The sequence below is a fragment of the Allobosea thiooxidans genome (assembly GCF_900168195.1).
In the GTDB taxonomy this organism is placed as follows: Bacteria; Pseudomonadota; Alphaproteobacteria; order Rhizobiales; family Beijerinckiaceae; genus Allobosea; species Allobosea thiooxidans.
Genome location: NZ_FUYX01000008.1, coordinates 1 through 15362 on the forward strand (window position 1 = coordinate 1; position 15362 = coordinate 15362).

Sequence of the window (15362 nt, forward strand, 5' to 3'; positions counted from 1 at the left end):
GACACCGTGAAGACGACGGTGACGGGCGTCGAGATGTTCCGCAAGCTGCTGGACCAGGGCCAGGCTGGCGACAACATCGGCGCGCTGCTGCGCGGCACGAAGCGCGAGGACGTCGAGCGCGGCCAGGTGCTGTGCAAGCCGGGCTCGGTGAAGCCGCACACGAAGTTCAAGGCCGAGGCCTACATCCTGACGAAGGAAGAGGGTGGCCGTCACACGCCGTTCTTCACCAACTACCGCCCGCAGTTCTACTTCCGCACGACGGATGTGACCGGCGTGGTGACCCTGCCCGAGGGCACGGAGATGGTGATGCCGGGCGACAACATCTCGATGGAGGTGACGCTGATCGCCCCGATCGCGATGGAAGAGAAGCTGCGCTTCGCCATCCGCGAAGGCGGCCGCACCGTCGGCGCCGGCGTCGTCGCCTCGATCATCGCGTAACGCGTTTTCGTGAGGGGCGAGGGCCCTTCGGGCCTTCGCCTTTTCACGTCACGGAGAGAACAAGACCATGAACGGTCAGAACATTCGGATCCGCCTCAAGGCGTTCGACCACCGCATCCTCGACGCTTCGACGCGCGAGATCGTGTCGACCGCGAAGCGGACGGGCGCCCAGGTCCGCGGACCGATTCCGCTGCCCACGCTCATCGAGAAGTTCACCGTCAACCGCTCGCCCCACATCGACAAGAAGTCGCGCGAGCAGTTCGAGATGCGGACCCACAAGCGGGTCCTCGATATTGTCGATCCGACTCCCCAGACGGTCGACGCCCTCATGAAGCTCGATCTCGCCGCCGGCGTCGACGTCGAAATCAAGCTCTAAGTCGAAGCTGGTCTGAACGGCGAATCGCTACCCAGTTCGTCTGACCATCTTCGGATCCGATTTGAACGGGTCCTCTGTTTCCGGCTTCCCCGGATGGACATGACCCCAAGAGAAGGTAGGCACCGATGCGTTCCGGTGTGATTGCACAGAAAGTCGGGATGACCCGCATCTTCACGGATGCCGGCGAGCACATCCCGGTCACCGTGCTGAAGCTCGACAACTGCCAGGTCGTCGCGCATCGCACGAAGGAGAAGAACGGCTATGTGGCCGTGCAGCTGGGCTCCGGCACGGCGAAGGTGAAGAACGTCTCGAAGGCGGAGCGCGGTCATTTCGCGGTCGCCAAGGTCGAGCCGAAGCGCAAGGTGGTGGAGTTCCGCGTCTCCGATGACGCGCTGATCCCCGTCGGCGCCGAGCTGACCGCGGACCACTTCGTCGTCGGCCAGTATGTCGACGTTTCCGGCACCACCACCGGCAAGGGCTTCGCCGGCGGCATGAAGCGCTGGAACTTCGGCGGCCTGCGCGCCACCCACGGTGTCTCGATCTCGCATCGCTCGATCGGTTCGACCGGCGGCCGTCAGGATCCGGGCAAGACCTTCAAGAACAAGAAGATGCCGGGCCATCTCGGCGCCGAGCGCGTCACCACGCAGAACCTGCGCGTCGTCCAGACGGATGTCGAGCGCGGCCTGATCCTCGTCGAGGGCGCCGTTCCGGGCGTCGCCGGCGGCTGGATCCATGTCCGTGACGCCGTCAAGCGCGCTCTGCCGAAGGATGCGCCGCTGCCGGGCAAGTTCAAGGTTTCCGGCGAGGCCAAGGCGGAAGAGGCTCCTGCGGCCCAGGCTGAGGAGAACGCGTGATGAAATTCGATATCACCACTCTCGAGGGCAAGTCGGCCGGTTCGGTCGAGCTGTCGGATGCGGTGTTCGGCCTCGAGCCGCGCGCTGACCTCCTCGCCCGCATGGTTCGCTATCAGCTCGCCAAGCGCCGCGCCGGGACGCACAAGTCCAAGGGCCGCTCGGAGATCGATCGCACCCGCAAGAAGATCTACAAGCAGAAGGGCACCGGCGGCGCTCGCCACGGTGCGGCTTCGGCTCCGCAGTTCCGCGGCGGCGGCAAGGCCTTCGGCCCGGTCCTGCGCGATCATGCCCATGATCTTCCCAAGAAGGTCCGCGCTCTGGCCCTGCGCCACGCGCTCTCGGCCAAGGCGAAGGACGCCGGCATCATCGTCATCGACGATGCCAAGCTCGCCGAGCCGAAGACCAAGGTGCTGCTCGGCCATTTCGGCAAGCTCGATCTGTCGAGCGCGCTGATCATCGGCGGCGCCGAGATCGACGCCAATTTCGGCCTGGCTGCTCGCTCGATCCCGAATGTCGACGTGCTGCCGGTCCAGGGCATCAACGTCTATGACATCCTGCGTCGCGACAAGCTCGTCCTGACGCGCGCGGCTGTCGATGCGCTGGAGGCGCGCTTCAAATGAGCCAGTCCGCCAAGAACCTGGACCCGCGCCACTACGATGTGATCGTGGCGCCGGTCATCACCGAGAAGGCGACGATGCTCTCGGAGCACAACAAGGTCGTCTTCAAGGTCGCCCGCACTGCGACTAAGCCGCAGATCAAGGCGGCGATCGAGAAGCTCTTCGACGTCAAGGTCAAGAGCGTCAACACGATCGTCACCGAAGGCAAGGTCAAGGTTTTCCGTGGCCGCCCCGGTCAGCGCTCGGACGTCAAGAAGGCCGTTGTGACCCTCGAAGAGGGCCACTCGATCGACGTGACCACGGGCCTCTGAGGGAAGGATCGCCATCATGGCTTTGAAACACTTCAAGCCGATCACGCCGAGCCTTCGCCAGCTCGTGATCGTCGACCGGAGCGAGCTCTACAAGGGCAAGCCGGTCAAGGCTCTGACCGAGGGCAAGAGCTCCTCGGGCGGCCGCAACAACATGGGCCGCATCACCGTCCGCTTCCGCGGCGGTGGCCACAAGCGCACGCTGCGTCTCGTCGACTTCAAGCGTCGCGGCAAGGCCGGCATCCCGGCGACCGTCGAGCGGATCGAGTACGATCCCAACCGCTCGGCCTTCATCGCCCTGATCACGTATCAGGACGGCGAGCAGTCCTACATCCTGGCGCCGCAGCGCCTGGCTGTCGGCGATACGGTCCTCGCGGGTGACTCGGTCGACGTGAAGCCCGGCAACGCGGCCCCGATGGGCTCGCTGCCGATCGGCACGATCGTCCACAATGTCGAGCTCAAGATCGGCAAGGGCGGCGCCCTGGCCCGTTCGGCCGGCAACTACGCCCAGATCGTCGGTCGCGACCAGGGCTACGTCATCGTTCGCCTGAACTCGGGCGAGCAGCGCCTGATCTCGGGCCAGTGCTACGCCACCGTCGGCGCCGTCTCGAACCCGGATCACATGAACCGGAACGACGGCAAGGCCGGTCGCTCCCGCTGGCTCGGCCGCCGTCCGCACAACCGCGGCGTCTCGATGAACCCGGTCGACCACCCGCATGGCGGTGGTGAAGGCCGGACCTCGGGCGGCCGTCACCCGGTTACGCCCTGGGGTCTGCCGACCAAGGGCAAGAAGACCCGCTCCAACAAGCGGACCGACACCTTCATCGTGTCGAGCCGTCACGCCCGCAAGAAGAAGAACTGAGGTCCGTCATGGCGCGTTCGCTTTGGAAAGGTCCGTTCGTCGACGGATACCTCCTGAAGAAGGCCGAGGTCGCCAGGACCTCGGGCCGCAATGAAGTCATCAAGATCTGGAGCCGCCGCTCCACGATCCTGCCGCAGTTCGTCGGTCTGACGTTCGGCGTCTACAACGGCCAGAAGCATGTGCCGGTGTCCGTGTCCGAGGAGATGGTGGGCCACAAGTTCGGCGAGTTCTCGCCGACGCGCACCTTCCACGGCCACGCTGCCGACAAGAAGGCGAAGAGGAAGTAAGCCATGGGTAAAGCATCCGCCCCCCGTGCGCTGCCTGAGAACGAAGCGGTTGCGGTCGCCCGCAACCTGCGCGTCTCGCCGCAGAAGCTGAACCTCGTCGCTCAGCTGATCCGCGGCAAGAAGGTCTCGACGGCGCTCGCCGATCTCGAGTTCTCGCGCAAGCGCATCGCGAACGACGTTCGCAAGTGCCTGCAGAGCGCGATCGCCAACGCCGAGAACAATCATGATCTCGACGTCGACGATCTCGTCGTCGCCCAGGCGTTCGTCGGCAAGGCGCTCGTCATGAAGCGCTTCCACGCCCGCGCCCGCGGCCGTGGCGCCCGTATCATGAAGCCGTTCTCGAACATCACGATCGTGGTGCGCGAGCAGGCTGCGCAGGCCTGAGGAGAGAACGATGGGTCAGAAAATCAATCCGATCGGCCTGCGCCTCGGCATCAACCGTACCTGGGACTCGCGTTGGTTCGCCAACAAGGGCGAGTACGGCAAGCTGCTGCATGAGGACATGGCCATCCGCGCCGCCCTGATGAAGCTGCTGAAGCAGGCCGCCGTCTCGAAGATCATCATCGAGCGTCCGCACAAGAAGTGCCGCGTCACCATCCACTCGGCTCGCCCGGGCGTGGTGATCGGCAAGAAGGGTGCCGACATCGAGAAGCTCCGCAAGGAGGTGATGAAGCTCACCAAGGCTGACGTCACGATCAACATCGTCGAGGTGCGCAAGCCCGAGATCGACGCGACGCTCGTCGCCGACTCGATCGCTCAGCAGCTCGAGCGCCGTGTCGCCTTCCGTCGCGCCATGAAGCGCGCCGTGCAGTCGGCCATGCGTCTCGGCGCCGAGGGCATCCGCATCAACTGCTCGGGCCGTCTCGGCGGCGCCGAGATCGCCCGCCTCGAATGGTACCGCGAGGGCCGCGTGCCGCTGCATACGCTGCGCGCCGATGTCGATTACGGTGTGGGCACCGCCTTCACGACCTACGGGACGTGCGGCATCAAGGTCTGGATCTTCAAGGGCGAGATCCTGGAACACGACCCGATGGCCCAGGACAAGCGCCTCTCCGACGAGGGCGGCCGCTCCGGCGGTCGTGATCGCGACCATCGCGATCGTCGCGAGCAGGCTGCGTAAGGCTGATCGAGAAGAGCCATGCTGCAACCAAAACGCACTAAGTTCCGCAAGCAGTTCAAGGGACGCATCTCCGGCGTCGCCAAGGGCGGCACGGACCTGAACTTCGGCCAGTTCGGCCTGAAGGCTCAGGAGCCCGAGCGTATCACGGCCCGGCAGATCGAGGCGGCCCGCCGCGCGATCACCCGCGCGATGAAGCGCGTCGGTCGCGTCTGGATCCGCGTGTTCCCGGACGTGCCGGTTTCCAAGAAGCCGACCGAAGTCCGCATGGGTAAGGGCAAGGGTTCGCCCGAGTTCTGGGCCGCCAAGGTCAAGCCCGGCCGGATCATGTTCGAGCTCGACGGCGTGTCGGAGGAGATCGCCCGCGAGGCGCTCCGTCTCGGCGCCGCCAAGCTGCCGATCAAGACCCGATTCATCCAGCGCATCGCCGAGTGAGGGAGGGCGACATGAAGATCACACAGCGTCTTTCCGATCTGAAGGCCATGAGCACGGACCAGCTCCAGGACGAGCTGCTCAAGCTGAAGAAGGAGCAGTTCAACCTGCGCTTCCAGCGGGCGACCGGCCAGCTCGAGAACACCGCGCGCGTCACCGAGGTGCGCAAGGACATCGCCCGCATCAGAACGCTGCAGCGGTCGAAGGCCGTTGCGGCCAGCGCGTGAGGAGAACACAATGCCGAAGCGCGTACTGCAGGGCGTCGTCGTCAGCGACAAGCAGAACAAAACTGTTGTCGTGAAGGTCGAGCGGCGTTATACGCACCCGCTCCTCAAGAAGACGGTTCGCCGTACCAAGAACTATCACGCCCATGACGAGGCGGGTGCGTTCAAGGTTGGCGATACGGTCTGGATCGAGGAGTCCAAGCCGATTTCCAAGCTGAAAAGCTGGGTTGTGCTCGACGACGCCCCCAAGGCGTGAGGCGAGACGGCTTCGCCCGGCCCCGAATCAGGGGCGGGCGGGGCACGGCCTCGGACCGAAAAGTGGACGCCACTCTTCGGATGATCCCGATGCCACCCAAAACGGATCGCCTGTCCTTGCGTCCAAAGGACGCAGGGCGAGCCGTAGGAAGCCGGACATGTTTCTCCGCAAAGGTGGGCTCCACTTTTGCGGATCATGTTTTGTTTTGAGGCCAGGGGGCGATCGACCCCCGTCAGTCGTAGTCCCTGCCAGCGCTGAGGCCGGCCGGGAAACCGCCTGATACACAGATTGGAAGGATCAAGGCCATGATCCAGGTGCAGACGAATCTCGACGTCGCCGACAATTCCGGCGCGCGTCGCGTGATGTGCATCAAGGTTCTCGGCGGGTCGAAGCGCAAGTACGCCGGTGTCGGCGACATCATCGTCGTTTCGATCAAGGAAGCCATTCCGCGCGGTCGCGTGAAGAAGGGCGACGTCATGAAGGCGGTCGTCGTTCGCACCGCCAAGGACGTCAAGCGCGCCGACGGTTCGGTGATCCGCTTCGACCGCAATGCGGCCGTGCTGATCAACAACCAGAAGGAGCCGGTCGGCACGCGTATCTTCGGACCGGTTCCGCGCGAGCTGCGCGCCAAGAACCACATGAAGATCATCTCGCTGGCGCCGGAGGTGCTGTGATGGCTGCGAAGATCAAGAAGGGCGACAAGGTCGTCGTGCTCGCCGGCCGCGACAAGGGCAAGGCGGGCGAGGTTCTCCAGGTTCTGCCGAAGGACGGCCGCGCCGTCGTGCGTGGCGTGAACCTGGTGAAGCGCCACACCAAGCAGTCCCCGCAGTCCGAGGGCGGCATCATCAGCAAGGAAGCGACGATCGACCTGTCGAACATCGCCATCGCCGATCCCAAGGACGGCAAGGCGACCCGCGTCGGTTTCAAGGTGCTCGATGACGGCCGCAAGGTTCGTTTCGCCAAGCGTTCGGGGGATCTGATCGATGGCTGAGGCTCAGCAGGCGGCTCTCTCGCCGCGCATGAAGAAGCATTACGAGGACGTCGTTCGTCCCGCGATGATCAAGGAATTCGGCTACAAGAACGTCATGGAAGTGCCGACGATCGAGAAGATCGTCATCAACATGGGCGTTGGCGAGGCGACTGCCGACCGCAAGAAGGTCGACAACGCCGCGGGGGATCTCGCCCTCATCGCTGGCCAGAAGCCGGTCATCACCAAGTCCCGCCTGGCCATCGCCGGCTTCAAGCTGCGCGAGAACATGCCGGTGGGCTGCAAGGTCACGCTGCGCAAGACGCGGATGTACGAGTTCGTCGACCGGCTCGTCACCATCGCGCTTCCGCGGGTGCGCGACTTCCGTGGTCTCAACCCGAAGTCGTTCGACGGGCGCGGCAATTTCGCGCTCGGGATCAAGGAGCACATCGTGTTCCCCGAGATCAACTACGACAAGGTCGACCAGGTCCTGGGCATGGACGTGATCGTCTGCACGACTGCGAAGTCGGACGACGAGGCACGCGCCCTGCTCAAGCACTTCAACTTCCCGTTCCGGCAGTGAACCTAAGCGTTCATACGCGGAAACCAGGAGAGATCGATGGCTAAGAAAAGCTCCGTCGAGAACAATGAGCGCCGCAGGAAGCTGGTGAAGAAATTCGCCGGCCGCCGTGCTCGCCTTCTCGCGATCGCCAATGACGACAACCAGCCGATGGACGAGCGTTTCCTCGCCCGCCTCAAGCTGGCCGAACTGCCGCGCAACTCGGCCAAGAACCGCATCCGCAACCGCTGCGAGGTGACGGGCCGTCCGCGTGCGTTCTATCGCAAGCTGAAGATGTCGCGTGTCGCGCTGCGTGAACTCGGCAACAAGGGGCTGGTTCCCGGCCTCGTGAAGTCGAGCTGGTAAGGAGGACAGGAACAATGGCAGTCATTGATCCGCTCGGCGATATGCTGACCCGCATCCGCAATGCGCAGATGCGTCGCAAGTCGCGTGTTTCCACCCCCGGCTCGAAGCTGCGCGCCCGCGTGCTCGACGTGCTGCAGTCCGAGGGCTACATCCGCGGCTACTCGCAGACCGAGTTCGGCAACGGCCGGACCGAGTTCGACATCGAGCTGAAGTATCACGAGGGCCAGCCGGTCATCCGGTCGATCTCGCGTGTTTCGAAGCCCGGCCGCCGCGTCTACTCGTCGGTCGAGACCATGCCGCGCGTGGCCGACGGCCTCGGCGTGACGATCGTCTCGACGCCGCGTGGCGTGATGGCCGATCATGTGGCCCGCGAGCAGAACGTGGGCGGCGAAGTGCTCTGCAAGGTCTTCTGACCTTTCAGGCGCCGCTCATATTCAGGAGAGATCCAATGTCTCGTATCGGAAAGAAGCCGGTTTCGGTTCCCGCGGGCGTCACCGCCACGGTTGCCGGCCAGCTCGTCAAGGTCAAGGGCTCGAAGGGCGAGCTCTCCTTCGAGGTGCCCGAGGACGTCTCGGTCGCCATGGAGGACGGCGCGATCGCGGTGCAGCCGCGTTCGCAGTCGAAGCGCGCCCGCGCGCTCTGGGGCACCTCGCGCGCCCGCATCAACAACCTCGTGATCGGCACCACCGCCGGCTTCGAGAAGCGCCTCGAGATCAACGGCGTCGGCTACAAGGCCGCCGTCGCTGGCAAGGTGCTGAAGCTGTCGCTCGGCTTTAGCCACGACATCGACTACGAAATCCCGGCCGGTGTCGCGATCACGACGCCGAAGCCGACGGAGATCGTCGTCGCCGGCATCGACAAGCAGGTCGTCGGCCAGACCGCCGCGGAGATCCGCGACTATCGTGGCCCCGAGCCTTACAAGGGCAAGGGCGTCAAGTACGCCGGCGAATTCATCTTCCGCAAGGAAGGCAAGAAGAAGTAAGGACGCCAGCCATGAGCAAGCAGAACGATGTGACTGCGCGCCGCAAGGCCCGCGTCCGCCGCGCGGTCAAGGCGGTTGCCAATGGTCGCCCGCGCCTGTCCGTGCACCGCACCGGCAAGCAGATCTACGCCCAGGTCATCGACGACGTGAAGGGGGTCACCCTCGCTTCCGCCTCGTCGCGCGACAAGGACGTTCGCGACCAGATCAAGTCCGGCGCGAATGTCGAGGCGGCCGGCCAGATCGGCAAGATCGTCGCCGAGCGCGCGGTCAAGGCCGGCGTGACGGAAGTGGTCTTCGACCGCGGCCCGTACATGTACCATGGCCGCGTCAAGGCGCTGGCCGATGCGGCCCGCGAGGGCGGCCTCAGCTTCTGAGGTTATCGGGTTTCGCCCGGCCGGCGTTCGCGCGCCAGCCGGGCGGTACTCGTTTACAAGCTTCCCCGCGCAATGAGGCACGGGGTTAGGCTCGAGCGAGCGGCGGGGCTTCGATCCTCGTCCGCGCAAGTAAGAGGACAGACACATGGCTAGAGAGCCGCGTGAGCGTCGGGATAGCGAAGAGCGCGATTCCGAATTCGTGGACAAGCTCGTCCACATCAACCGCGTCGCCAAGGTGGTGAAGGGTGGTCGTCGCTTCGGCTTCGCCGCACTCGTCGTCGTCGGCGACCAGAAGGGCCGCGTCGGCTTCGGCCACGGCAAGGCTCGTGAAGTTCCCGAGGCGATCCGCAAGGCGACGGAAGCTGCCAAGCGCGGCCTCGTCCGCATCCCGCTGCGCGAGGGCCGCACCCTCCATCACGACGTGCAGGGCCGCCACGGCGCCGGCAAGGTCGTTCTGCGCGCGGCTCCGGCCGGTACCGGCATCATCGCCGGCGGTCCGATGCGCGCCGTCTTCGAGGCGGTCGGCATGCAGGACGTCGTGTCGAAGTCGCTCGGCTCCTCGAACCCCTACAACCTCGTGCGCGCCACGTTCGACGCGCTGAAGAACGAGGACAGCCCGCGCTCGGTCGCGGCCCGTCGCTCGCTCAAGGTTTCGGCCCTGCAGACCCGTCGCCGCGATGCCGGCACGGATGCGGCCGCGGAAGCGTGAGGAGGGTTCGATGGCAAAGGCTGAGAAGACCCTCACCGTCGAGCAGATCGGCTCCCCGATCCGCCGCGACGCCACCCAGCGCCAGACCCTGATCGGTCTCGGCCTGAACAAGATCCGCCGCCGCTCGACCCTCCAGGACACCCCCGCGGTGCGTGGCATGGTCGAGAAGGTCAAGCACCTCGTGCGCGTCGTCGACGCGAAGTGAGGAGGGCGACACCATGAAACTCAACGAGATTCGTGACAACGAAGGCGCTCTCAAGCAGCGCATCCGCGTGGGCCGTGGCATCGGCTCGGGCAAGGGCAAGACCGGTGGCCGTGGCGTCAAGGGTCAGACCTCGCGCGCCGGCGTCGCCATCAAGGGCTTCGAAGGCGGCCAGATGCCGCTCTATCGCCGCCTGCCGAAGCGCGGCTTCAACAACCTGTTCGGCAAGGATCTGAACGAGGTGAACCTCGGTCGCATCCAGCAGGCCGTGGAAGCCGGCAAGCTCGACGCCAAGGGCGCCGTGACCGTCGAGGCGCTCGTCGCCGCCGGAGTCATCACCCGCCAGGCCAAGGACGGCGTGAAGATCCTCGGCGTCGGTGAGCTCAAGACCAAGCTCGCTTTCGAGGTTGCCGGTGCGTCCAAGTCGGCCGTCGCCGCGATCGAGAAGGCCGGCGGTTCGGTCAAGATTCTGGCTGCCGCTTCACAGGCGTGACCCTAGCGCCTACATGACCTTTGCGAACGGCGGCCGGGCCCTGCGCCTTGGCCGCCGTTCGACTGTTTGACGCAAGGCGCGAATCCGCAGACAGCACCATGTGTGCGTTTGGAAACGTGCTTCAACGACCAGTTTGAGACCCAAGGACCGGACGCATGGCATCGGCGGCTGAACAGCTTGCGGCAAACCTCAATTTCGGGGCCTTCGCCAAGGCGGACGAACTCAAGAAGCGTATCTGGTTCACGCTGGGCGCGCTCGTCATCTACCGGCTGGGCACCTACATCCCGCTGCCGGGCATGAACCCGGATGCGGTGGCCGACCTGTTCCGCCAGACCCAGTCCGGCATGCTCGGCATGTTCAACATGTTCTCGGGTGGTGCGGTTGGACGCCTCGCGATCTTCGCGCTGGCGATCATGCCCTACATCTCGGCCTCGATCATCGTGCAGCTGCTGTCGAGCGTGGTGCCGAGCTTCGAGGCCTTGAAGAAGGAAGGCGAGCAGGGCCGCAAGACCCTGAACCAGTACACCCGCTACCTGACCCTCGTGCTGGCCGTCTTCCAGGCCTATGCGATCGGCGTGGGCCTGCAGGGCTCGGGCAATCTCGTGCTCGAACCCGGGCCGTTCTTCCTGCTCTCGACCACGATCACGCTGACCGGCGGTACGATGTTCCTGCTCTGGCTGGGCGAGCAGATCACCAGCCGCGGCATCGGCAACGGCACCTCGATGATCATCTTCTCGGGCATCATCGCCGAGTTCCCGGCGCAGCTCGCCCAGACCTTCGAGCTCGGTCGTCAGGGTGCGATCTCGACCGGGCTGCTGCTCGGCGTGCTGGTGATGGCCGTCTGCGTCATCGCCTTCTGCGTGTTCATGGAGCGCGCCCAGCGCCGCCTGCTGATCAACTACCCGAAGCGCCAGGTCGGCAACCGCATGTATGAGGGCCAGACCTCGTTCCTGCCGCTGAAGCTCAACACCTCGGGCGTGATCCCGCCGATCTTCGCCTCCTCGCTGCTCCTGCTGCCGACGACGATCGCGAGCTTCTCCCAGGCTTCGGGCGGCACCGGCATCCTGTCGACGATCGCGACCTACCTGGCCCATGGCCGGCCGGCGTTCATGTTCCTCTACGCGGCGCTGATCATCTTCTTCTGCTTCTTCTACACCGCGATCGTGTTCAACCCGGTCGAGACGGCGGACAATCTCAAGAAGCATGGCGGCTTCATGCCAGGCATCCGCCCCGGCGAGCGCACCGCCGAGCATATCGACCGCATCCTCACCCGCATCACCGTGCTCGGCGCCGGCTATCTGACGATCGTCTGCCTTATCCCCGAGTTCATGATCACCTATGCTCAGATCCCGATCATCCTGCTGGGCGGCACCTCGCTGCTCATCGTGGTGACGACGACCATGGACACCGTGGCGCAGATCCACGGACACCTGCTGGCCCATCAATACGAAGGGCTGGTCAAGAAGGCCAAACTGCGAGGAGCGCGACGGTAAGATGCGACTGATCTTCTTGGGGCCGCCCGGGGCGGGGAAGGGCACTCAAGCCGCGCGCATCGTCGCGAAGCACGGCATTCCGCAGCTCTCGACCGGCGACATGCTGCGCGCAGCCGTCGCCGCCGGCACGCCGATCGGCCAGAAGGCCAAGGCCGTGATGGATGCGGGCGGGCTCGTCTCGGATGAGATCGTCATCGGCATCGTCGCCGACCGCATCGAGGAGCCGGACGCGAAGAAGGGCTTCATCCTGGACGGCTTCCCGCGGACGCTCGCGCAGGCCGAGGCCCTCGACCGGATGCTCGAGAGCAAGGGCCTGAAGCTCGACGCGGTGCTCGAGCTCAAGGTCGACCAGGACAAGCTCGTCGACCGCATCGTCCGCCGCGCCGAGGAGGCGAGGGCGGCCGGTCAGCCAGTCCGCAAGGATGACGACCCGGAGGTCTTCAAGACCCGGCTCGAGGCCTATAACCGCGATACGGCGGTGGTCGCGCCCTATTACGCCAAGCGCGGCCAGCTGACGGCGATCGACGGCATGCAGCCGATCGACGGCGTCTCGGACGCCATCGCCAGCGCGCTTTCGGTGGCCGCCCAGGGCTGACGCGCAAGCCGCGTAGCAGATTGTGAACCCGGGCAGGCCGCGTGGCCTGTCCGGGTTTTTCTATTCGGGCGGTGCGGTTTTGCGCGCCTGCCTTTGCCTTTTCTCGGGTCACCCGTGCGTTGACAGGCGCGGGTCCGCCGGATGTGCTGGGTCCAAGCCGCGAAAAGCGGTGTGGAGCACCCTTCGACCGGGAGGCGACGCGACCTTCCGGCCCGGTGCGGGACAGGGAGCAGGCGCATGACCAGATGGGGTGCAATGCTGTTCGCCAGCACGCTGGCGTTGATGCCGGCGGCGGCGCGGGCGCAGGATGCCGTCAAGATCGGCATCCTCAACGACCAGTCGGGCAACTATGCCGAATTCGGCGGCCTCGGCTCGGTCGAGGCGGCAAAGCTGGCGATCGAGGATTTCGGCGGCTCGGTGCTGGGCAAGCCGATCGAGATCGTGGCGGCCGACCACCAGAACAAGCCGGACATCGCCGCAGGCCTGGCGCGGCGCTGGTACGATGTCGACGGCGTCACCGCGATCGCCGACCTGACCAATTCGGCGGTCGCGCTGGCAGTCGCAGGCATCGCGAAGGAGAAGCAGAAGGTCGCGCTGTACAATGGCCCGGCGACGACGCGGCTCTTCAACGAGGACTGCACCGCGACCGGCTTCATGTGGACCTTCGACACGGCGACCTCGGCCAAGGGCACGGCGCTCTCGATCCTGCGCGAAGGCGGTGACAGCTGGTACATCATCGCCGCCGACTACGCTTTCGGCCATCAGCTCACCGCCGATATCGAGAGGATCGTCGCCGCCAATGGCGGCAAGACGCTCGGCACCGTGCGTGCGCCGCTCTCGACGCCGGACTTCTCCTCCTTCCTGCTGCAGGCGCAAGCCTCGAAGGCCAAGATCGTCGCCTTCGCCAATGCCGGCACGGACACGATCAACTCGATCAAGCAGGCGGGCGAATTCGGCCTGGTCGATGGCGGCCAGAAGCTCGCCGCCATGGTCGTCGTGCTGAGCGACGTCCACGGTCTCGGCCTCGACAAGGCCAAGGGCCTGATCACGACGACGGCCTATTACCATGACGCCGACAAGCCGAGCCGCGCCTTCGCAGACCGCTACATGGCGCGGACGAAGAAGATGCCCGGCATGATCCAGGCCAGCGTCTATTCCTCGGTGCTGCACTACCTCAAGGCGGTGAAGGCGGCCGGAACGGCGGCCGGCCCGGCGGTCGCGGCGAAGATGAAGGAGACGCCGGTCGACGACTTCTACGCGCCGGGCGCGAAGATCCGCGAGGACGGCCGGCTGATGAACGACATGCTGCTGGTCGAGGTGAAGGCACCGGCGGACTCGAAGGCGCCGTGGGACTACTTCAAGGTCGTCCGCAAGATTCCGGCGGCCGAGATCATCGCCCCGCTGTCGGAGAGCAAGTGCAGCCTGGTGAAGAAGTAGGGGGGGCTGCCGCCAGGCGACCCATCATTCTGGAGCCCGCGGGAACCCTCTCCCGCAGGGTGAGGGGTAGGCTGCCGGACGTATCAGCGGTAACCTGACCGCTGCGGCGGTGAGGGTGTGCCTTACTGGTTGAACGGCCTACGCCTCATCCCTATCCCTCTCCTGCAAGGAGAGGGGATTCCTCGTGCTCAGGCTTGAGACGCTGGAGCGAAAGACGCCGTCCTCCGCCACTTTGCCGGCCTTGGCATGCTTCTTGGTTGCAAGGGTTGACTCGCGACGGGCAACCCGTTAACGAGCCGGCATCCGGTTTCATGCGAGCGATGCCGTTGCCTTCGCGAGAAGGGACGACGTCGCGTTAGCGCGTGGGGCCGTTCAACGTCCTGCATGGGCCGGCCTCCACCGGACGCAGGGCATTTCCCACCGCCGGGGTGCCATCGGGCGCTTCGGCCGACATGGAGATGAGACCATGGCTCGTATCGCGGGCGTCAACATTCCCACCGGCAAGCGCGTCGTCATCGGCCTGCAGTACATCCACGGCATTGGCGCTGCCAAGGCCCAGGAGATCTGCGAGAAGGTCGGCATCGCCGCCGAGCGCCGCGTCAACCAGCTGACCGACGCTGAGGTCCTGCAGATCCGCGAGACGATCGATCGCGACTATCTCGTCGAGGGCGACCTGCGTCGCGAAGTCTCGATGAACATCAAGCGCCTGATGGACCTCGGCTGCTATCGCGGCCTGCGTCATCGCCGCTCGCTGCCGGTTCGCGGCCAGCGCACGCACACCAACGCCCGCACCCGCAAGGGCAAGGCGAAGCCGATCGCCGGCAAGAAGAAGTGAGTTTCGGCGGGCCGGTCATCCGGCCCGCTGTCTATGCGCCGGCTCGCCCCTGAAAGGCGGCCGGCATCCCCAGCGCCTGGAATGACGGGCGCGCCTGAAGGATGGAAGAAAGAGAATCATGGCCAAGGAAGCCACCCGCGTCCGCCGTCGCGAACGCAAGAACATCGTCTCCGGCGTCGCGCATGTGAACGCCTCGTTCAACAACACCATGATCACCATCACCGACGCGCAGGGCAACACGATCTCGTGGTCCTCGGCCGGCACGATGGGCTTCAAGGGCTCGCGCAAGTCGACCCCCTATGCCGCGCAGGTCGCCGCCGAGGATGCCGCCCGCAAGGCTGCCGAGCACGGCATGCGTACCCTCGAGGTCGAAGTGACGGGTCCGGGTTCGGGTCGCGAGTCGGCGCTGCGCGCGCTGCAGGCCGCGGGCTTCACCGTGACCTCGATCCGCGACGTCACGCCGATCCCGCACAATGGCTGCCGCCCGCGCAAGCGCCGTCGCGTCTGACGCCTGAGCCCAAGCCAAGAGGCGCCCGCAGGGGCGGGCGCCTGTCCGGGGCGGCGGTGGCCGCCAGATGA

Annotated in this window: 27 protein-coding genes; all 27 read left to right on the plus strand. The window is 65.6% G+C overall.

All coding sequences use genetic code 11. The features are described from left to right. The coding region (locus B5Y19_RS14920) for an EF-Tu C-terminal domain-related protein (protein ID WP_244555596.1) at nucleotides 1-438 on the plus strand (438 nt) is incomplete at its 5' end. 67 nt (nucleotides 439-505) lie between these two features. Further along, on the plus strand, nucleotides 506-814 hold the full coding sequence (gene rpsJ, locus B5Y19_RS14925) for a 30S ribosomal protein S10 (RefSeq protein WP_043237115.1): 309 nt from the start codon (nucleotides 506-508) through the stop codon (nucleotides 812-814). Between the two features lie 125 nt (nucleotides 815-939). Beyond that, nucleotides 940-1668, plus strand: a complete 729-nt coding sequence (gene rplC, locus B5Y19_RS14930; protein WP_055730178.1) for a 50S ribosomal protein L3 — start codon at nucleotides 940-942, stop codon at nucleotides 1666-1668. Then, on the plus strand, nucleotides 1668-2288 hold the full coding sequence (gene rplD, locus B5Y19_RS14935; RefSeq protein ID WP_055730179.1) for a 50S ribosomal protein L4: 621 nt from the start codon (nucleotides 1668-1670) through the stop codon (nucleotides 2286-2288). Before rplC ends, rplD begins: the two co-directional genes overlap by 1 nt. Then, nucleotides 2285-2596: a 50S ribosomal protein L23 gene (locus B5Y19_RS14940; RefSeq protein WP_055730180.1), complete on the plus strand. Its 312-nt coding sequence runs from the start codon at nucleotides 2285-2287 to the stop codon at nucleotides 2594-2596. Before rplD ends, B5Y19_RS14940 begins: the two co-directional genes overlap by 4 nt. Before the next feature lie 16 nt (nucleotides 2597-2612). Beyond that, nucleotides 2613-3455, plus strand: coding sequence for a 50S ribosomal protein L2 (gene rplB, locus B5Y19_RS14945; RefSeq protein WP_055730181.1), 843 nt, complete (start codon nucleotides 2613-2615; stop codon nucleotides 3453-3455). 8 nt (nucleotides 3456-3463) lie between these two features. Next, nucleotides 3464-3742, plus strand: a complete 279-nt coding sequence (gene rpsS / locus B5Y19_RS14950) for a 30S ribosomal protein S19 (protein WP_055730182.1) — start codon at nucleotides 3464-3466, stop codon at nucleotides 3740-3742. A 3-nt stretch (nucleotides 3743-3745) separates the two neighbouring features. Continuing rightward, nucleotides 3746-4126, plus strand: a complete 381-nt coding sequence (gene rplV, locus B5Y19_RS14955; RefSeq protein ID WP_055730183.1) for a 50S ribosomal protein L22 — start codon at nucleotides 3746-3748, stop codon at nucleotides 4124-4126. Between the two features lie 10 nt (nucleotides 4127-4136). Beyond that, nucleotides 4137-4862 carry a 30S ribosomal protein S3 gene (gene rpsC, locus B5Y19_RS14960; RefSeq protein ID WP_055730184.1) on the plus strand — a complete coding sequence of 242 codons (726 nt, stop codon included), beginning with the start codon at nucleotides 4137-4139 and terminating at the stop codon, nucleotides 4860-4862. Between the two features lie 18 nt (nucleotides 4863-4880). Beyond that, nucleotides 4881-5294 (plus strand): 50S ribosomal protein L16, encoded by a 414-nt coding sequence (gene rplP, locus B5Y19_RS14965; protein ID WP_047582034.1) that lies wholly within the window; start codon nucleotides 4881-4883, stop codon nucleotides 5292-5294. A gap of 11 nt (nucleotides 5295-5305) precedes the next feature. Next, a complete protein-coding gene (gene rpmC / locus B5Y19_RS14970) occupies nucleotides 5306-5518 on the plus strand; it encodes a 50S ribosomal protein L29 (RefSeq protein ID WP_055730185.1) in 213 nt (70 codons plus the stop codon). A gap of 10 nt (nucleotides 5519-5528) precedes the next feature. After that, nucleotides 5529-5771, plus strand: coding sequence for a 30S ribosomal protein S17 (gene rpsQ / locus B5Y19_RS14975; protein ID WP_055730186.1), 243 nt, complete (start codon nucleotides 5529-5531; stop codon nucleotides 5769-5771). Nucleotides 5772-6076: 305 nt separating this feature from the next. Continuing rightward, nucleotides 6077-6445: a 50S ribosomal protein L14 gene (gene rplN / locus B5Y19_RS14980; RefSeq protein ID WP_055730187.1), complete on the plus strand. Its 369-nt coding sequence runs from the start codon at nucleotides 6077-6079 to the stop codon at nucleotides 6443-6445. Next, a complete protein-coding gene (rplX, locus tag B5Y19_RS14985; protein ID WP_047582043.1) occupies nucleotides 6445-6762 on the plus strand; it encodes a 50S ribosomal protein L24 in 318 nt (105 codons plus the stop codon). The genes rplN and rplX overlap by 1 nt, the downstream gene beginning before the upstream one ends. Beyond that, complete coding sequence (rplE, locus tag B5Y19_RS14990) at nucleotides 6755-7321, plus strand: 50S ribosomal protein L5 (protein ID WP_055730188.1); 567 nt, start codon at nucleotides 6755-6757, stop codon at nucleotides 7319-7321. The genes rplX and rplE overlap by 8 nt, the downstream gene beginning before the upstream one ends. A gap of 36 nt (nucleotides 7322-7357) precedes the next feature. Then, on the plus strand, nucleotides 7358-7663 hold the full coding sequence (rpsN, locus tag B5Y19_RS14995; RefSeq protein WP_055730189.1) for a 30S ribosomal protein S14: 306 nt from the start codon (nucleotides 7358-7360) through the stop codon (nucleotides 7661-7663). A gap of 14 nt (nucleotides 7664-7677) precedes the next feature. Further along, complete coding sequence (gene rpsH, locus B5Y19_RS15000) at nucleotides 7678-8076, plus strand: 30S ribosomal protein S8 (protein ID WP_055730190.1); 399 nt, start codon at nucleotides 7678-7680, stop codon at nucleotides 8074-8076. Nucleotides 8077-8111: 35 nt separating this feature from the next. After that, the gene (gene rplF, locus B5Y19_RS15005; RefSeq protein WP_055730191.1) at nucleotides 8112-8645 is read left to right on the plus strand and encodes a 50S ribosomal protein L6; all 534 of its coding nucleotides are present in this window, start codon (nucleotides 8112-8114) and stop codon (nucleotides 8643-8645) included. An 11-nt stretch (nucleotides 8646-8656) separates the two neighbouring features. Beyond that, entirely contained in the window at nucleotides 8657-9019 is a 363-nt protein-coding gene (rplR, locus tag B5Y19_RS15010; protein WP_055730192.1) for a 50S ribosomal protein L18, read from the plus strand. Nucleotides 9020-9164: 145 nt separating this feature from the next. Then, nucleotides 9165-9728, plus strand: coding sequence for a 30S ribosomal protein S5 (gene rpsE / locus B5Y19_RS15015; protein ID WP_055730193.1), 564 nt, complete (start codon nucleotides 9165-9167; stop codon nucleotides 9726-9728). A gap of 10 nt (nucleotides 9729-9738) precedes the next feature. After that, nucleotides 9739-9933: a 50S ribosomal protein L30 gene (gene rpmD, locus B5Y19_RS15020; RefSeq protein ID WP_055730207.1), complete on the plus strand. Its 195-nt coding sequence runs from the start codon at nucleotides 9739-9741 to the stop codon at nucleotides 9931-9933. A gap of 13 nt (nucleotides 9934-9946) precedes the next feature. Then, complete coding sequence (gene rplO, locus B5Y19_RS15025; RefSeq protein ID WP_055730194.1) at nucleotides 9947-10423, plus strand: 50S ribosomal protein L15; 477 nt, start codon at nucleotides 9947-9949, stop codon at nucleotides 10421-10423. Between the two features lie 155 nt (nucleotides 10424-10578). After that, nucleotides 10579-11916 carry a preprotein translocase subunit SecY gene (secY, locus tag B5Y19_RS15030; protein ID WP_055730195.1) on the plus strand — a complete coding sequence of 446 codons (1338 nt, stop codon included), beginning with the start codon at nucleotides 10579-10581 and terminating at the stop codon, nucleotides 11914-11916. A 1-nt stretch (nucleotide 11917) separates the two neighbouring features. After that, nucleotides 11918-12511, plus strand: coding sequence for an adenylate kinase (locus B5Y19_RS15035; RefSeq protein ID WP_055730196.1), 594 nt, complete (start codon nucleotides 11918-11920; stop codon nucleotides 12509-12511). Between the two features lie 237 nt (nucleotides 12512-12748). After that, the gene (locus B5Y19_RS15040) at nucleotides 12749-13948 is read left to right on the plus strand and encodes an ABC transporter substrate-binding protein (RefSeq protein WP_055730197.1); all 1200 of its coding nucleotides are present in this window, start codon (nucleotides 12749-12751) and stop codon (nucleotides 13946-13948) included. 466 nt (nucleotides 13949-14414) lie between these two features. Beyond that, complete coding sequence (gene rpsM, locus B5Y19_RS15045) at nucleotides 14415-14783, plus strand: 30S ribosomal protein S13 (RefSeq protein WP_055730198.1); 369 nt, start codon at nucleotides 14415-14417, stop codon at nucleotides 14781-14783. A 118-nt stretch (nucleotides 14784-14901) separates the two neighbouring features. Then, a complete protein-coding gene (rpsK, locus tag B5Y19_RS15050) occupies nucleotides 14902-15291 on the plus strand; it encodes a 30S ribosomal protein S11 (protein ID WP_038365430.1) in 390 nt (129 codons plus the stop codon). Nucleotides 15292-15362: the final 71 nt, after the last annotated feature.

Bases quoted from the DNA above. Each gene is read 5' to 3' on its own strand.
- rplB (WP_055730181.1), top strand. From the start codon at position 2,613: ATGGCTTTGAAACACTTCAAGCCGATCACGCCGAGCCTTCGCCAGCTC.
- rpsN (WP_055730189.1), top strand. From the start codon at position 7,358: ATGGCTAAGAAAAGCTCCGTCGAGAACAATGAGCGCCGCAGGAAGCTG.
- rplE (WP_055730188.1), top strand. From the start codon at position 6,755: ATGGCTGAGGCTCAGCAGGCGGCTCTCTCGCCGCGCATGAAGAAGCAT.
- rplR (WP_055730192.1), top strand. From the start codon at position 8,657: ATGAGCAAGCAGAACGATGTGACTGCGCGCCGCAAGGCCCGCGTCCGC.
- rpsC (WP_055730184.1), top strand. From the start codon at position 4,137: ATGGGTCAGAAAATCAATCCGATCGGCCTGCGCCTCGGCATCAACCGT.
- B5Y19_RS15040 (WP_055730197.1), top strand. From the start codon at position 12,749: ATGACCAGATGGGGTGCAATGCTGTTCGCCAGCACGCTGGCGTTGATG.
- rpsJ (WP_043237115.1), top strand. From the start codon at position 506: ATGAACGGTCAGAACATTCGGATCCGCCTCAAGGCGTTCGACCACCGC.
- rpmD (WP_055730207.1), top strand. From the start codon at position 9,739: ATGGCAAAGGCTGAGAAGACCCTCACCGTCGAGCAGATCGGCTCCCCG.
- rpsH (WP_055730190.1), top strand. From the start codon at position 7,678: ATGGCAGTCATTGATCCGCTCGGCGATATGCTGACCCGCATCCGCAAT.
- rpmC (WP_055730185.1), top strand. From the start codon at position 5,306: ATGAAGATCACACAGCGTCTTTCCGATCTGAAGGCCATGAGCACGGAC.
- rpsM (WP_055730198.1), top strand. From the start codon at position 14,415: ATGGCTCGTATCGCGGGCGTCAACATTCCCACCGGCAAGCGCGTCGTC.
- rplV (WP_055730183.1), top strand. From the start codon at position 3,746: ATGGGTAAAGCATCCGCCCCCCGTGCGCTGCCTGAGAACGAAGCGGTT.
- secY (WP_055730195.1), top strand. From the start codon at position 10,579: ATGGCATCGGCGGCTGAACAGCTTGCGGCAAACCTCAATTTCGGGGCC.
- B5Y19_RS14940 (WP_055730180.1), top strand. From the start codon at position 2,285: ATGAGCCAGTCCGCCAAGAACCTGGACCCGCGCCACTACGATGTGATC.
- rplN (WP_055730187.1), top strand. From the start codon at position 6,077: ATGATCCAGGTGCAGACGAATCTCGACGTCGCCGACAATTCCGGCGCG.
- rpsQ (WP_055730186.1), top strand. From the start codon at position 5,529: ATGCCGAAGCGCGTACTGCAGGGCGTCGTCGTCAGCGACAAGCAGAAC.
- rplP (WP_047582034.1), top strand. From the start codon at position 4,881: ATGCTGCAACCAAAACGCACTAAGTTCCGCAAGCAGTTCAAGGGACGC.
- B5Y19_RS15035 (WP_055730196.1), top strand. From the start codon at position 11,918: ATGCGACTGATCTTCTTGGGGCCGCCCGGGGCGGGGAAGGGCACTCAA.
- rpsS (WP_055730182.1), top strand. From the start codon at position 3,464: ATGGCGCGTTCGCTTTGGAAAGGTCCGTTCGTCGACGGATACCTCCTG.
- rplF (WP_055730191.1), top strand. From the start codon at position 8,112: ATGTCTCGTATCGGAAAGAAGCCGGTTTCGGTTCCCGCGGGCGTCACC.
- rpsK (WP_038365430.1), top strand. From the start codon at position 14,902: ATGGCCAAGGAAGCCACCCGCGTCCGCCGTCGCGAACGCAAGAACATC.
- rplO (WP_055730194.1), top strand. From the start codon at position 9,947: ATGAAACTCAACGAGATTCGTGACAACGAAGGCGCTCTCAAGCAGCGC.
- rplX (WP_047582043.1), top strand. From the start codon at position 6,445: ATGGCTGCGAAGATCAAGAAGGGCGACAAGGTCGTCGTGCTCGCCGGC.
- rpsE (WP_055730193.1), top strand. From the start codon at position 9,165: ATGGCTAGAGAGCCGCGTGAGCGTCGGGATAGCGAAGAGCGCGATTCC.
- rplD (WP_055730179.1), top strand. From the start codon at position 1,668: ATGAAATTCGATATCACCACTCTCGAGGGCAAGTCGGCCGGTTCGGTC.
- rplC (WP_055730178.1), top strand. From the start codon at position 940: ATGCGTTCCGGTGTGATTGCACAGAAAGTCGGGATGACCCGCATCTTC.